This is a genomic window from Bradyrhizobium sp. USDA 3311, assembly GCF_054062495.1.
The window spans coordinates 2,472,586-2,488,038 of the sequence record NZ_JBSSFI010000001.1; the positions used below are offsets into that span (position 1 = coordinate 2,472,586).

The 15,453-nt window shown below is 62.3% G+C and carries 12 protein-coding genes; 8 read left to right on the forward strand and 4 right to left on the reverse strand.

Features of this window, described 5'->3' with window-relative positions:
* Window positions 1-98 precede the first annotated feature (98 nt).
* The 4 genes from ACVWW6_RS11525 (at window position 99) to ACVWW6_RS11540 (ending at window position 4,799) form a co-directional block, all read left to right on the forward strand.
* Window positions 99-1,226 (forward strand): acyl-CoA dehydrogenase family protein, encoded by a 1,128-nt coding sequence (locus tag ACVWW6_RS11525; protein WP_161536832.1) that lies wholly within the window; start codon window positions 99-101, stop codon window positions 1,224-1,226.
* A 119-nt stretch (window positions 1,227-1,345) separates the two neighbouring features.
* Entirely contained in the window at window positions 1,346-2,593 is a 1,248-nt protein-coding gene (locus ACVWW6_RS11530; protein WP_456680758.1) for an acyl-CoA dehydrogenase, read from the forward strand.
* Window positions 2,594-2,731: 138 nt separating this feature from the next.
* On the forward strand, window positions 2,732-3,976 hold the full coding sequence (locus tag ACVWW6_RS11535; protein WP_011090523.1) for an acyl-CoA dehydrogenase: 1,245 nt from the start codon (window positions 2,732-2,734) through the stop codon (window positions 3,974-3,976).
* Window positions 3,977-4,100: 124 nt separating this feature from the next.
* Window positions 4,101-4,799: a nitroreductase gene (locus ACVWW6_RS11540; RefSeq protein WP_456680759.1), complete on the forward strand. Its 699-nt coding sequence runs from the start codon at window positions 4,101-4,103 to the stop codon at window positions 4,797-4,799.
* Between the two features lie 94 nt (window positions 4,800-4,893).
* On the opposite strand, the gene ACVWW6_RS11545 is transcribed toward ACVWW6_RS11540, so the two are convergent.
* A complete protein-coding gene (locus tag ACVWW6_RS11545) occupies window positions 4,894-5,442 on the reverse strand; it encodes a sigma-70 family RNA polymerase sigma factor (protein ID WP_011090521.1) in 549 nt (182 codons plus the stop codon).
* Window positions 5,442-5,675, reverse strand: a complete 234-nt coding sequence (locus ACVWW6_RS11550) for a NepR family anti-sigma factor (RefSeq protein ID WP_028173820.1) — start codon at window positions 5,673-5,675, stop codon at window positions 5,442-5,444. The genes ACVWW6_RS11545 and ACVWW6_RS11550 overlap by 1 nt, the downstream gene beginning before the upstream one ends.
* A 228-nt stretch (window positions 5,676-5,903) precedes the next feature.
* On the opposite strand from ACVWW6_RS11550, the gene ACVWW6_RS11555 reads away from it, so the two are divergent.
* Window positions 5,904-6,710, forward strand: a complete 807-nt coding sequence (locus tag ACVWW6_RS11555) for a response regulator (RefSeq protein ID WP_038966151.1) — start codon at window positions 5,904-5,906, stop codon at window positions 6,708-6,710.
* A gap of 69 nt (window positions 6,711-6,779) precedes the next feature.
* On the opposite strand, the gene ACVWW6_RS11560 is transcribed toward ACVWW6_RS11555, so the two are convergent.
* Entirely contained in the window at window positions 6,780-7,571 is a 792-nt protein-coding gene (locus tag ACVWW6_RS11560; RefSeq protein WP_028173822.1) for an energy transducer TonB family protein, read from the reverse strand.
* Between the two features lie 183 nt (window positions 7,572-7,754).
* Between ACVWW6_RS11560 and ACVWW6_RS11565 the strand changes: the two genes are divergently transcribed.
* Complete coding sequence (locus tag ACVWW6_RS11565) at window positions 7,755-8,378, forward strand: nuclear transport factor 2 family protein (RefSeq protein WP_456680760.1); 624 nt, start codon at window positions 7,755-7,757, stop codon at window positions 8,376-8,378.
* Between the two features lie 511 nt (window positions 8,379-8,889).
* Entirely contained in the window at window positions 8,890-12,519 is a 3,630-nt protein-coding gene (locus tag ACVWW6_RS11570) for a hypothetical protein (protein WP_456680761.1), read from the forward strand.
* Window positions 12,520-12,630: 111 nt separating this feature from the next.
* Here ACVWW6_RS11570 and ACVWW6_RS11575 read toward each other — a convergent pair whose 3' ends face one another.
* Window positions 12,631-14,412, reverse strand: a complete 1,782-nt coding sequence (locus tag ACVWW6_RS11575; protein WP_038966153.1) for an adenylate/guanylate cyclase domain-containing protein — start codon at window positions 14,410-14,412, stop codon at window positions 12,631-12,633.
* Between the two features lie 622 nt (window positions 14,413-15,034).
* Here ACVWW6_RS11575 and ACVWW6_RS11580 point away from each other — a divergent pair.
* Window positions 15,035-15,445, forward strand: a complete 411-nt coding sequence (locus tag ACVWW6_RS11580) for a hypothetical protein (protein ID WP_028173826.1) — start codon at window positions 15,035-15,037, stop codon at window positions 15,443-15,445.
* The last annotated feature ends 8 nt before the right edge of the window (window positions 15,446-15,453 follow it).

Sequence of the window (15,453 nt, forward strand, 5' to 3'; positions counted from 1 at the left end):
CATAACCCCGGCTGGTGGATATGGATTTCCGGGCTCGCGCTCCGCGCGCCCCGGAATGACGGCAATAAATGACAACGAATAAACAAAGGTAGCCCGCCATGAACTTCGACTTCTCCGACGACCAGAAGCAGCTCCGCGATCAGGCGCGCAAATTCCTCACCGAAAAATGCCCGCCCAAGGCGGTGCGCGTCGTGCTCGACGGCAAGGCGCCCTACGACAAGGAGCTGTGGAAGGGGCTCGCCGAAATGGGATTTCTCGGCGTCGCAATCCCCGAGGAATTCGGCGGTGCCGGCGCCGGCCATCTCGAGCTTTGCGTGATCGCGGAAGAGATGGGCCGGGCCAACGCGCCGGTGCCGTTCTCCTCGACCGTTTATCTCGCCGCCGAAGCGCTGCTGATCGCCGGCAGCAACGCGCAGAAGAAAAAATGGCTGCCGGCAATTGCCTCGGGCGAGGCGATCGGGACGCTGGCGCTGTTCGAGGGCAAGGGCAATCCGTCGCCGAAGGCCATCAAGCTCGCTGCTGCGAATGGCGTGCTTAACGGCGTCAAGAAGCCTGTGGCCGATGGCGCGATCGCCGACTTCGCCGTCGTTGCAGCTCGCACGGGTTCGAGCGGGCGTGAGAGCGACATCTCGCTATTCCTGGTCGATCTCAAGGGCGGCGGCGTCGAGGTGAAAGGCCTGACCAACCTCGATCCGACTCGTGGCCAGGCGGAGATCACTTTCAAGGACTGCAAGGCCGAGCCGCTGGGCGCTGCCGGCGAGGGCTGGAGCATCCTCACCCAGGTGCTCGACCGTGCCGCCGTGCTGTGCGCCTTCGAGCAGGTTGGCGGCTCCGACCGCGCGCTGGAGATGGGCCGCGACTACGCGCTCGACCGCATTGCCTTCGGCCGCCAGATCGGCTCGTTCCAGGCGGTCAAGCACATGCTCGCCGACATGTATGTCTCGGCGACGCTGGCGCGCTCCAACAGCTATTACGGCGCCTGGGCGCTTTCGACCAATGCATCCGAATTGCCGGAAGCCGCCGCCGCCGCGCGCATCAGCGCCACGCAGGCGTTCCAGCACTGCGCCAAGAACAACATCCAGGTGCACGGCGGCATGGGTTTCACCTGGGAGTTCGACTGCCACATGTACTACCGCCGGGCGAACGCGATGGCGCTGGCCCTCGGCAGCCTGTCCTATTGGGAAGACCAGCTGATCGACCGCATGCGCAAGAAGAACGCGGCTTGATGTTGTCGTCATTCCGGGGCGCCGCAACGCGGCGAACCCGGAATCCGGAGATGAGTGAATAGCATCGAGATTCCGGGCTCGCGCTGCGCGCGCCCCGGAATGACAGAGAGAACAGCACCATGAACTTCGACGACACTCCGCAAGAGGCCGAATTCCGCGCAACCGCCCGCGCCTGGATCGGCGCGAACGCACCCAGGCAGTACGAGGAAGAGCTGCGCAAATCCTCGCTCGGCCGCACCCAGCTCAAGAACGCCAACATTCTCGAGGTCGCGAAGGCCTGGCAGAAGAAGAAGGCCGATGCCGGCTGGGCCTGCCTGCACTGGCCGAAGGAGTATGGCGGCCGCGGCGCCTCGCCGATCGAGCGCGTGATCTGGCAGCAGGAAGAGGGGCCGTTCGGAAAACTCTCCCATATGTTCATCATCGGCCACGGCATGTGCGGGCCGACCATGATGGCGTTCGCACGCGAGGAGCACAAGCGCAGCTATTTGCCGCCGCTCGCCTCCGGCGAAAAGGTCTGGTGCCAGCTGTTCTCCGAGCCCGCCGGCGGCTCCGACGTCGCGGGCCTGCGCACGCGGGCGGAGAAGGACGGCGATGAATGGGTCATCAACGGCCAGAAGATCTGGACATCAGGCGCGCATTATTCGGATTACGGCATCCTGCTTACCCGCACCGATCCGACCGTGCCCAAGCACAAGGGCCTCACCATGTTCTTCCTGGACATGAAGAGCCCGGGCGTCGAGGTCAGGCCGATCAAGCAGGCGAGCGGCGCCTCCGATTTCAACGAGGTCTATTTCACCAACGTGCGGATTCCCGACCATCAGCGCCTCGGCGAGGTCAATGACGGATGGAACGTCTCGCTGACCACGCTGATGAACGAGCGCATGTCGATCGGCGCGGGCGTCTCGACCGGTTTCCCTGAGTTGTTCGACTATTGCTCCGGCCTGATGCTGGACAACGGTCCGGCGATCGAGGATCGCGCCGTGCGCTCGAAGCTGGCGAACTGGGCGGTGAAGGCGAGCGGGCTGCGCTACACCAGCATGCGCGCGATCTCGGCGCTGTCGAAGGGCGAGCGGCCGGGGCCGGAAAATTCGATCGGCAAGCTGGTGGCGGGCTCGATGATCCAGGACGTCGCGGCCTACGCGCTGGACTTGCAGGGCGCGAGCGGGGTCATCAGCGGCCCCGAGGATGCCGAACTCGCCGGCCGTTTCCAGGCCATGCTGCTGCGTGCGCCGGGCACCCGTGTCGAAGGCGGCACCGACGAGATCATGCGCAACATCATCGCCGAGCGGGTGCTGGGCCTGCCGGGCGATATCCGGGTCGACAAGGACGTGCCGTTCAACAAGATCCCGACCAAGGGAAGGAATTAGCCGTCATTCCGGGGCGGCTCGAAGAGCCGAACTACGATGTGCAATTGCACATCTGAGAATCTCAAGATGCGTAAGTAACCTCTGGATTCCGGGTTCGCGCGTTGCGCGCCCCGGAATGACTAGGAAAAGGAAGCCGCCATGAATTTCGACGATACCCCGCAGGAAGCCGCATTCCGCGAGACTGCGCGCCAATGGGTCGAGGCCAACGCGCCGAAGGAGCTGCATGCCGAGCTGTCAAAATCCTCGCTCGGTCGCATCCGGCTTGCGAAGCACGACATCGTCGATGTCGGCAAGGCCTGGCAGAAGAAGAAGTTCGAGGGCAATTGGGCCTGCCTGCACTGGCCGAAGGAATATGGCGGCCGCGGCGCCACGCCGATCGAGCGCGTGATCTGGCAGCAGGAGGAGGGCGTCTACGGCAAGCTGACGCAGCCGTTCCAGATCGGCGAAGGCATGTGCGGGCCGACCGTGATGGCCTGGGGCAGCGAGGACGCCAAGCGTCGCCATCTGCCGAAGCTCGCCTCGGGCGAGGAGATCTGGTGCCAGCTGTTCTCTGAACCCTCGGCCGGCTCTGACGTTGCGGGCTTGCGCACGCGTGCGGAGAAGAAGGGCGACAATTGGGTCGTCAACGGCCAGAAGATCTGGACCTCGGGCGCGCATTATTCCGACTTCGGTCTTCTGATCGCGCGCACCGATCCGAGCGTACCCAAGCACAAGGGCCTCACCATGTTCTTCCTGGACATGAAGAGCCCGGGCGTCGAGGTGCGGCCGATCAAGCAGGCCAACGGCATGCAGGAGTTCAACGAGGTCTATTTCACCGACGTGGTGATATCAGACAGCCAGCGGCTCGGCGCCGTCGGCGAGGGCTGGAGCGTGTCGCTGACCACGCTGATGAACGAGCGCATGTCGATCGGCTCGCGGCTCGCGACCGGCGTGCCTGAGATGTTCGAGTTCTGCGCGAACCTGATGCTGGAGGACGGGCTTGCCATCGACGATCCCGCGGTGCGCTCGAAGCTTGCCAGCTGGGCGGTGAAGTCGAGCGGGCTGAAATATACCAGCTACCGTGCGATCTCGGCGCTGTCGAAAGGCGAGCAGCCGGGTCCGGAGAACTCGATCGGCAAGCTGGTCTCGGGCATGATGCTCCAGGACATCGCGACCTACGCCATGGACCTCCAGGGTGCGGCCGGCGTTCTCACGGGCAGCGACGAGGAGACGGTGCAGGGCCAGTTCCAGCAAATGCTGCTGTCCTCGCCCTCGATGCGTATTGCCGGCGGCACTGACGAGATCCTGCGCAACATCATCGCGGAGCGCGTGCTGGGCCTGCCGGGCGACATCCGCGTCGACAAGGACGTGCCGTATAACAAGATCCCGACCAAGGGACGCTAGTATCGTAGGGTGGGCAAAGCGAAGCGTGCCCACCATATGCAGGTGCGCCGAGGTAGGTCTGTTGGTGGGCACGGCGCTATGGCGCCTTTGCCCACCCTACGAAGAGAACAATGCGAGCTGATCAATGGACGCAAAAGTGAATCAGAATAACCGCATCGGCGTGCTCGAAGAGCTGCTCAACGAGCGCTACTCCGTCCGCGCCTTCCTGCCCAAAGAGGTCGATCGCGCCACCATCGAGCACGTGCTGAGCACCGCGCAGCGCACCGCGTCCTGGTGCAACAGCCAGCCCTGGCAGGTCATCATCGCCAGCGGCGAGGCCAAGGAGCGCTTTCGCCAGCTGATCTACAAGGAAGCCTCCAGCGGACTCGGCGACGATTACGATTTCACCCCGCCGCGCGAATATGTCGGCGTCTATCTCGATCGCCGCCGCGAGAGCGGCTTTCAGCTCTACAACACGCTCGGGATTCCCCGCGGCGACAGAAGCGGCTACGCCAGGCAGGCGCTGGAGAACTACAATTTCTTCGGCGCGCCGCATGTGGCTGTGATCCACACCAACGAGCCGCTCGGCATCTACGGCGCGATCGATTGCGGGGCCTATGTCTCCAATTTCATGCTGGCCGCCCAGGCGCTCGGGCTCGGCACGATTCCGCAGGCCGCGCTGGCGCGCCATTCCGGCCTGATCCGCAGTCACTTCAATCTGCCCGATGACCGCCGCGTCGTCTGCGGCATCTCGTTCGGCTATGCGGACCACGCCCACAAGGTCAACAGCTACCGCACCTCGCGGGCGAGCGTCGCTGACACCGTGACATTCGTGGACGAGTGATCGAGCGGCACGCCCGACACTCACGCGCGCATCAAGGCGGCCGCGGAAACGGCCGCCTTGATGCTTGTCGTCTCAGTCCGGTTGACGCCGGCCGCTATCCGCCGCTGCCGCCGATCACGGCGCGCACGGTCTCGTCGGGCCCGAAATCCTCGGCGCCGTCGACATAGAGCAGCGCGGCGAGCTTCGAACGTGCACGGTTGACCCGGCTCTTGATCGTGCCGACCGCGCAGCCGCAGATCGAGGCCGCGTCCTCATAGGAGAAGCCGGAGGCGCCGACCAGGATCAGCGCTTCGCGCTGGTCCTGCGGAAGCTTCTCGAGCGCGGTGCGAAACTCCTCGAACTCGAGATGCGCGTTCTGTGAGGGCTGCGTCTTCAGCGTCTTCGCATAATTGCCCTCGGCGTCTTCGACCTCGCGCCGCCGCTTGCGATAGTCGGAGCGGAACAGATTGCGCAGGATCGTGAACAGCCAGGCCGGCAGGTTGGAGCCGGGCTGGAACGAGTCGATGTTGGCAAGCGCGCGCAACAGCGTTTCCTGCACCAGATCGTCGGCGCGGTCGGCGTTGCCGCTGAGCGAGATCGCGAACGCGCGCAGACTTGGCACGGCCGCGAGGATGTCGTTACGCAGGGAGTCCGTGAGAGGCATTAATCCCTCCCATTGTTGTTGTCGTTGGATCCGCCCTCATTTCCCACTTGGGATGTCGCTCCCGGCGCATCAAGCTTCTTGATCAGTTCTGCGAACCGATCTGGAACCCCCTGCCGTACGACGTCGTCGTACATGGCGCGGAGCTGATGCCCGATCCGGGATTGGATCTCCGGAGTGAGCCCTCCCTTGCCGGGGGTCGTGCTTTTGCTGGCTTGAGACTTGAGATCTTTCATGACCTGTTCCACGTTTCCCCGAGTTAAGTGACTGTAAATTCGAGAAGTTTCCTCAACCGGGAGCCGTTCCCTGGATAGGCACAATTCCAGGTTCGAGAAAAAGTTCCGCCGGCTGCGGAACTTTTCTTGCCCTGAGGCGTAGTCAGCCCCAGCAGGGGAACCCGGGCCTCCCCTCGTGATGTCTCTAAAGTCTTCTCTAAGGTCGGTCCGAAGATGAATGGAGTGGGGATGTCCCGTTCACAGCTTGTCGCTGAACACTTGCCGTTGTTGCGCCGGTATGCACGCGCCCTGACGGGCAGCCAGGCTTCCGGCGACGCCTATGTCGCAGCCATGTTGGAAGCCATGCTCGGTGATCCCGCCGTGCTCGACGAAAGCCATGGCCCGCGCGCGGGCCTGTTCCGGCTGTTCACCCAGATCTGGAATTCCGTCTCCGTCAACGACGACTCCGAGGTGACCACCCTGCCGATGCCGCCGGAGCGGCGGCTGTCGAACATCACGCCGCTGCCGCGGCAGGCCTTCCTGCTGCTTTCGCTCGAGGGATTTTCGGAAGAGGAGGTCGCCTTCATCCTCAGCACCGATGTCGCCGAGACGCGGCGGCTTGCGGACGCAGCGGGGCGCGAGATGGCGGCGGAGATCGCCACCGACGTGCTGATCATCGAGGACGAGACCTTCATCGCCATGGACCTCGAGAGCCTGGTGAAGAATCTCGGCCACAACGTCGTCGGCGTCGCGCGCACGCATGCCGATGCCGTGGCGCTGGCCAAGAACAGGCGGCCCGGCCTGATCCTCGCCGACATCCAGCTCGCTGACGGCTCGTCGGGGCTCGACGCGGTCAACGAATTGCTGCGCACCTTCGAGGTGCCGGTGGTGTTCATCACCGCCTACCCGGAGCGCTTCCTCACCGGCGAGCGCCCGGAGCCCGCGTTCCTGATCTCGAAGCCATTCCAGCCGGCGATGGTGTCGGCGGTGGCAAGCCAGGCGCTGTTCTTCCAGCGCAACTCGCGCAACCGCACGCCCAAGGCGCCCGCGGCGTAAGAAGAGCTGTATCGAACAAGAAGACGGCGCGTCGCAAGGCGCGCCGTTTTTTGTTTGCCGATACCCTGTTCAACAACCTCGGCAGACGCTGTTGATCTTGGCCTTCAATTTGGCCTCGTCCGCCCACGGCCCGGGCTCGACCAAGCGTTGCACGCCGTCGAGAGTCATGAAGATGGTAATCCGCTGGAGGTCGTCCTTGGCCTCGGGAGGCGGCTTCGGAAATGGTTCGCTTCGCTCCACCATTTTGAGAGCTGCTGCATCCAGGGGCGGGGAGCCTGTGCTTTCCACCAAAGCGTGCGAGATCAATTTGCCCGAGCGGTCGATCACGAATGTGACGCCAGCATTGCCTATCTGACCCATCGCCTCCGAAGGAAACACCCTGTGACGCCAGACATGTTCGGTGGCCACCTTCCGCCAGGCGGCCATGGCATCCTCCTCCGTGAGCACAGGACCGGGCCTGCTCAGCACTAGCCCGGAAGGTTGCAGCTGGAATTGACGGCCATTGAAGACAATCGGCACTGTCAACGTGAGTGACTCATCCTTGAGCTCCGAAGGCGGCGCCGGAAACGGTTGGGCACGAGCGACGATCTGCAGCGCGGCAACGTCGAGTGGCCGAGAGCCGGTGCTCACGGCCAGAGCCTGTGAGATCAACCTGCCGGACCGGTCGATGACGAATGTGACCCTGGCCTCGCCGGTTTGCCCCAGTGCTTCAGCCGGAAATTGACGGTAGCCGGCTATGTGCGCCGACAGTCTTGCCTTCCAGGCCGTCGCGCGTTCGGTCTGCAAATCTGTTTGCGCGTGTGTGGGGGAAACCGCGAGTAATCCGAGAAACGCGGCTAACAAAGGGAATTTCATCTGCATCGGTGCGGATATTAGTCGCGGCCAGGTTGATTGCAAGGCTCGTTGCTCGTATCGCGTTTCTCTCGCTGTGGGCAATTCGAACGGCGGTGAAGCATCGGGCGCTTGACGGCAACCCAATTGCCCCGTTGATACGTCGGGCCGATGACATCCATCGCAGCCTCAAGCCGCCCGGAGAGACGTACCATGGACCCGCACCTCCTCGATCGTCTCGCCATCCGCGACCTCGTCGAAAACTGGGCGGTCTGGCGCGATGCCGGCGACTGGGAGCGGTTTGCGACCGTCTGGCACGAGGAAGGCTGGATGTCCGCCACCTGGTTTCAGGGGCCGGCGCGGGATTTCATCCGCGTCAGCCAGGAGGGGTTCGCAAGCATCAGCCAGGAGGGGTTCGCAAAGGGCGTGCGCATCCTGCATTTCCTCGGCGGCACCAGCATCGATCTGTCCGGCGAGCACGCCATTGCGCAGACCAAGATGACCATCTCGCAGCGCGCTTTGGTGCACGACGTGCTCTGCGACGTCGTCTGCACCGGGCGCTTCTACGATTTCCTGGAGAAGCGGCAGGGAAAATGGGGCATCGTCCGCCGCCAGCCGATCTACGAGAAGGACCGGATCGACCCGGTCGATCCCGCCGCGACGCTCCGCCTCGACCAGCAAGCGCTCGCCGCGCTGCCCGAAGGCTACCGCCATCTCGCCTACATGCAGGAGCTGATCGGCTACAAGGTGAAGCGCGACATGCCGGGCCTCACCGGTGCCGAGGTCGAGAAGCTCTACGGCGAGGGGCGGGAGTGGCTGGCGGGGAAGGCGAAGTAAGCCCCGGACCAGAGCAAGCGCGACTGGCTTTGTGCCGGGCGGCTCCCGTCGATATCTTGTTGCGCATCCTTGCCGATGAGCTCTCCAAGAAGCTTGGGTTGCCGAGAGCCGGTGCGAGGGAAACATTGCGGCAGATGCCGCCACGCATCGCGATGATAGCCTGTTGCCGCTGCGTAGAGGCTCCGAGAGTGGCCAGCGTAGCGCGGAACGATAACGGAACTTTCGATGCGCTATGATCGGCTTCTCACGCGGATGCCTCGCGCAAATCTTGAATGCGCGTGGTCGCCGTAATTTTCGTCACGCTGCTGATAAATTCATCCGGCAATACTCGCGCGCGCACACGTCACGGCATTGTCAGCAGAAAACGCGCAAGACGCCGTTCAAATTCTTCATTGAAAAATAGGGTCTGCTTGACAGGCATTCTCAGCTAGCGCAGTTTTAGGTTGAATGGTCGTCGCATGATTTTGCTTTGCCCGTTTGATTTTCCAGGCACCAAACGCGGAGCATTCGTATGACGGTTATTCCTCCCGCCAGTGGAATGACGCTCCATGACGGCGACACGATGGATGTCAGTGGCGGCATCTCCGTCGATAGCACGACGATCCTGGCCGGCGCCTTGCAGACGGTCGGCGGATCCTTCGCAACGAGCACGGCAACCCACACTGTCATCAACGGCGGAGAACAGGACGTCGTCTTTGACGGCGTCGCCAGCTACACGACCATCAACGCGGGCGGCGTCCAGCGTGTCACGGGCGAATATATCCATGAAGGTCCAACCCCGGGCGAGGTCGATCACACCACGATCAATGGCGGCGGCGAGCAGGACGTCGACACGGGCATCGCAACGACGACGACCGTCAATTCCGGTGGCGTTCAGAACGTGACGAATGGCGGCAGCGCCAGCGGCACCATCGTCAATTCTGGCGGTGTTCTCAGGGTTTCGGGTGAAACTGTGGAAACGGCGCCCGTGTACCCGGAGCCGGTGATCCGAAGCGTGGCGACCGCTGCAACCATCAACTACCAGGGCGAGCTCGACGTCACTGGCGGCGGGACCGCAGTGAACGCCATCGTCAACGGCGGCGTCATGACTGTCTCGGGATCGATCCCGGATCCGTTCGCCAATGTCCCCGGCCAGCCGGCCGTCGACGCCAGCATGGCGACCGGCACCATCGTTGAAGGTTTTGGAACACTAACGGTGTCGGACGGAGCGTTGGTGTCGGGCACGATACTCCAGAACTTCGGCACGCTGAATGTCGATGCAGGTGGCACGGCAACGGGCACGACGATCAATTACGGAACGATGGTGCTGTCCGCGGGCGCGACGGCGATCAACACGACCGTCAATCAGTACGGCGGGCTTGTCGTGCTTGGTAACGCCGATTTTTCGGGCACGGTCTTCAACGCCGGCAGCACATTGCAGATCGGCGACGGCACGATTGAAAACGGATTCACTGTCCCGAAGAGCGTGACGCTGGCCGTCCTGGACGGTGGCGTGCTCAGTAACAGCGTCATTTCCGCGGGCGCAACGCTCATCGCTGAAGCTGGCGCGACGCTTTCCAACACGACCTTCCAGAGTGGCGCAACGTTTGTTGCCGACTATGGCTACACGGAAAACGGCTTCACCGTATCGGACGGCATCTTGTTCAAGGTGTTCGGTACGGCCACGAACACGACGATATCAGCGGGCGGTAAGCAGATCCTGGGCAACTACGACTTAGGGGCCACCGCCAGCAACACGGTCATCAATGGCGGCGAGCAGGATGTCGGGCTTGCATCCACCGCGAGCTACACCACGATCAACACGGGCGGTATCCAACGTGTCGCCGGCATTTACCTGCACGATGCGCCGGGTCCAGGGCGGGCCGATCACACCACTGTCAACAATGGCGCCGAGCAGGACGTCGATACCGGCATCGTGACGTCAACCACCGTCAATGGCGGGGGTGTCCAGAATCTCACCAACGGGGGCTTTGCCAGCGGCACTGTCGTCAACTCGGGCGGTGTCATCAACGCTTCGGGAGAGACGATCTATTATCCTCCCGGAGGCCCGTACGGCATCGTCTTCAGAAGCGAAGTCGATTTTGCCGTTGTCGGCAGCGGCGGCCAATTGCACCTGTTCGGGGCGGGGATCGCCAAGAAAGCCATCATCAATGGTGGTGTGATGACGGTTTCGGGATCCGTTGCAGACCCTACGAACGACCCGAGCGCGCCCGCGGTCGACGTCAGCGCGGCGAGCGGGACAGTCCTCAACTCAGGAAGCCTCTCCGTCTCGGACGGCGGCATCGTCACCTCCACTATCCTGAACGGCGGCACGCTTGATGTGCTCGATCAGGGCACCGCGAACGCTTCGACGGTTCTTCGTGGAGCCACAGAACTCGTCGAAGCCGGTGGCATTGCCGGCGCGACCACGATCGCCGGCGGCATGCTTGATCTCAAGGCCGGCGCGATTTCCGATGACGCGATCACCTTCTCCGGCCAAGGCACGCTCAAGATCGAGCAGAAGCTGGTTTCGGGCTCATCGGCCTTTGCAAGCCAGATCAAGGGCATTGCGCTCGGTGACCAGATCGACCTGTCCGGGCTGTCCTATACGAGCGGCGCAACGGTGACTGTATCCGGCTCGAAGCTCACGGTCAGCAACGGTGCGGCCAGCGAGACCTTTACACTGGCGGATACTTCGGTCACGCGCTTCGGCATCGCGAAAGACAGCTCCGGCGGCATTCTGCTGACAGCCGCGGCCTTGCCGGCCATCGCTGGAGCCGTATCGGGACAAGCGACCAGCAACCAAGCTGCTATCAATCCATTCGCGACCGTAACGATCACGGATCCAAACGCAGCGGCAACGGACAGCCTGATCATCACGCTCGCAGGTGCGGCTGGCATCCTGTCCGGGTCAGGACTGATCTCGCTTGGAAACGGAACCTACGAGCTGGCGGCAACCAGCGCTGCCAACCTGACCGCCGAGTTGCACGCCCTCACGTTTGTAGCCTCGCCGCACGGAGATGGCAGCGTAACGACCACGTTCACTCTGAGCGACACAAGCAGCGTCGGCTTGACCGTCAGCGACACCAACACCTCTGTCACGGACACGCATCAAGCCGGTACCACGACGATCGACGGCCCGGCCTCCGGTTATGCGATCATTCAGGGTACGACGGGCAACGACATCATCCACGCCTATGGCATGTTCAATACCATCCACGGCAATGGCGGCAGCGACACGATCTACGCCGGATTATACGGTACGGTTGATGTGCCGAGCGGCGACAGCGCCGTCTATCTGCAGGGGATCGTCAACCACGTCACCGGCGGCAACGGCAATGTTACGGTGACGGGATCGACAGGCGCCACGACGATTGCGCTCGGTAACGGCAATGACACCATCGACGCCAGCGGATACGGGAACGTCATCACGCTGGGTAACGGCAACGATATTGTCCATCCCGGTGACGGTGCAAGCCAAACGACCGCCGGCAACGGCAACGACCGGGTGACGCTCTCTGGATATGGCAACACGGTCATGCTGGGGAATGGCAATGATGTCGTTGCGGGTGGAGATGGCGCCAACAGCGTTACTCTCGGTGATGGCAACAACACCGTGAATCTCGGCGGGATGGGAAACCAGATCACCGTCGGCTCGGGAACGAACGCGATCATAGCCGGCAGCGGATCGGACAACGTCGTTGCTGGCGCGGGCCACGATACAATCATGCTTGGCGGAGCTGCCAATCACGTGGTGCTCAACGGGTCCCAGGCAAATGTGACAAACCAAATTGGCCAGGACGTCGTTACGGTCAATGGCGGGTCAGACCAGTTTAACTTTGCCGGGTTTGGCAATCAGGCGATCATCAATGGCCCGGCCCATGTCGACATCATCGATCACGGCACGGGTCTGACCGTCTCCGTCAATTCCAGCAGCCAGGTCGATACGATCTCCGGATTTGGCAATGACACGCTCGGAATCGTCGCTCTTGCGAACGGTGTGGGCGATTATCACTCCGTCGCCGACATCATGAGCGCGCTTAGGAGCGATGGACACGGCGGGACCCTGCTCGCGCTGGGGAGCGGTTCTAACGCAGGGTCCATTGACTTCGTTGATACCGCGATCAGCCAATTGCACGCATCGAATTTCATGATCGTGTAGAGGCTCAGGATACGCACCCGCTGATGCCAGCTTGATCTGCTTGGTATGGCCTTTCGGCCCGCCCTGATCGCGGCGGCCTCGGCTGCTCGAGAGGCGCGACTGGCATCACAACTATTCCGGAACTCCAGCCATGTGCAGGCCCTTTACGAGGCGCCTGCTTCCTGCGCGGAATGTAGGATCGTCCGAAAGCCAAACATTCTTCAGGCGACGAATGGCGAAAGCGGGATCCAGTGCAAGTCCGTCTCGCTTGGCTGCCACCGCATCATCCATCTTTCCGATGAGGGCTAGAACCGCTGCTGATACAAAATGGGCAACGGGGTAGTTTGGGTTGGCCTTTATGCTTCGCCGTAACCACTCAATCGCCTCGGCCTCGGCTCCGAGGCATAATTTGGCTAAGCCAACGCAGCATAGCCACCGATGTGCGCCGTCGTCACGTGGGGACAGGCGCAATGCATCTCGTACGTATCCCTCCATTTCTTCTGGGTGACCGAGAAGCATTTTTGCGACGCCAAAGAGAGCATGAGCCTCCGCCAAATTTCGGTTCAGAGCCAGTGCGCGCTCGCATTCGGCAACTCCTTTCTCCGCGCGCTGCGTACATACTTGCACGACGCCTAAAGCCATGTGAGCGAGAGCGTGTTGCGGGTCTAACGAAAGCGCTTTCATTGAAGCCGCCTCTGACGCCGCGAAATATCGGCAAGGGTCATCAGCGAAAACAACGCCAGCCATTGCCGCATCGACCAGCGCGATCCCTACCAATGCCTCAACGTTGTCCGGCTCAAGTCCCAAGGCCCGCTCAAAGAAGCTTCGAGCCTGCCTCAGGTGAGGAGAAGTCCAACTCTTGTTCCAAAGGGCCATTCCTTGGAAATAAAAGTCCAACGCGCTCGGTTGCAATGAGCGTTCCGCCCGCCGTGCCTCCGCAGCGATGAGTTGGGCATTAAGCGCGTTGGCCAATCTCGACACAATTTCGTCCTGCATCTCGAAGAGATCGGCTAGGGGTTTGTCAAAGCGGTCCGCCCAGAGGTGGCTTCCTGTTTCAGTGTCGACCAGTTGGACATTCACTCGAAAGCGGTCTCCGCTGCGCTGTACGGACCCTTCGAGCACGTAGCGAACGTCAAGGTCGCGGCCAATCTGCTTCAGGTCGATCGGCTTGCCTTTGTAGGTATATGCAGTGTGGCGGCCGATCACGAGCGATCCACTGATGCGCGACAGGTCGGTGGTCAGGCTCTCGGTCACGCCATCGACGAAATAATCCTGCAAGGGGTCGCCGCTAAGATTGGCGAAAGGCAGCACGACAATGGAGAGGCGGGGCGGTGAGCGGGGCACCTTCGCGCCAACGGGTCTTTGGGGGTAGAGGCCATCTAGGAGGGCGGCATAGGTTTGGATCGGAAGATCAATATTCTTGAAAGTCTGCTCTCCACAATTTGCAAACTCAATGCCGACCTTGCCCCTGATGTGATCGTAGGCAGACGAGGAAATGCAGATTCCGCCGGGGTCAGCGATACTCTCTAGCCGTGCCGCGATATTGACGCCGTCACCAAAAACATCATGCGGTTCGACAATCACATCGCCTACATTGATGCCGACGCGAAAGGCAATTCGTCGTTCTTCCGCATCGGCGGCGGTAAGCTCCCTGATGCGAGTCTGAAACTGCACTGCGGCGCGAACCGCTTCGACCGCGCTTGGAAACTCTGCCAAGAACCCATCGCCGGTGTTCTTCACGATCCGGCCTCCGTGTTCGGAGATGGCAGGCGCGACCCCTTCGGCAAGGAGACTTGTCAATTTGGAGTGGGTTGCTTCTTCGTCATGGTGCATTAGCCGCGAATAGCCCGCCACGTCAGCGGCCATTATCGCTGATAGCCTGCGTTCAAGACGAACCGGCCGCTCCTGCTCCATGGCAATATTCCAACCCACTGTCGCTGGTGGCGGATCAGAGAAGTGCCGAACGCGCTGTTCTCGTTTCCATCATGCCCACGCGGAGGCAGGGGGTCAAAATGATAGTGGGTCCAAGTCGCAATTTTTCAGCCGCTACGGCTGATCTAGCGGGCGTTTCCGAAATCCGACCTGCTCTTTTCTCCGCGCCTTCGCGCTCGCAATCCGCTCGAGCTGCCGGCCGCGGCGAAGGTTGATCCCGAATTCGGCAAATACGTCGAGCCTATTGAAGGCCCCCTTGCCCGCCGCGAACTTCAGGGACGAGGAAAATTCGGCTTGGAAAGAGCTTCTGCCATGGGGCAGAGGCGGCCGAGAGGGTGCCAAAATTCTCTCGCCCAAATAAGAAAAAAAGTAAGGCGCGACTGGCATCACCACAGTCGCGCCCTACGTCGCCGGCTTATGGGGCAGGGGGGAATAGCCGGCTGTTGATACGACTCCCAGGCGCGGAAGTCGTTCCAGGGCTCCCGAAATATTTTTCGCGGCGCGACCTTTTTCGCACACGGTTAAGTGATCGTGACTGCCGAGAACCCCCGCTCCTCCGGCTGCGTTGTTCCCGCGATCGCCATGGGGCGAGGGGTCGACAGCCATGTCACAGATTCAAAAGGTATTTTTGGGCGCCGCCGCGATTGCCGCGATGCTCGGCGCGGCGCAGGTGCAACTGGCCTCCGGCCATGATCTGGCCGACCGCTGGCAGGCGGTCGCCGATAAGCCCGGCCACGACGTCAATCGGACCGGCAAGGCCGACCGGCTCGCCGAGATCAAGTCGGCGGCGGTTCCCACCCGCACCGTGTCGATGCGGCTGAACGACCTTGCCGATACCTCGGTGCTGCTGCGGGTCCCCGCGGTGATCGAGACCGGCAATGCAAAGCCGCCGGTGACGCTCCAGAACCAGAATCAGAAGCAGGGCCGCAACAAGCCGACCATCGCCTGCGAGCCGATGGTCAGCTCCCTGACCGAGGTCGCCAAGCTGCTCCAGCCGGGCCGCTGCGTGACCTGATCGCCCCA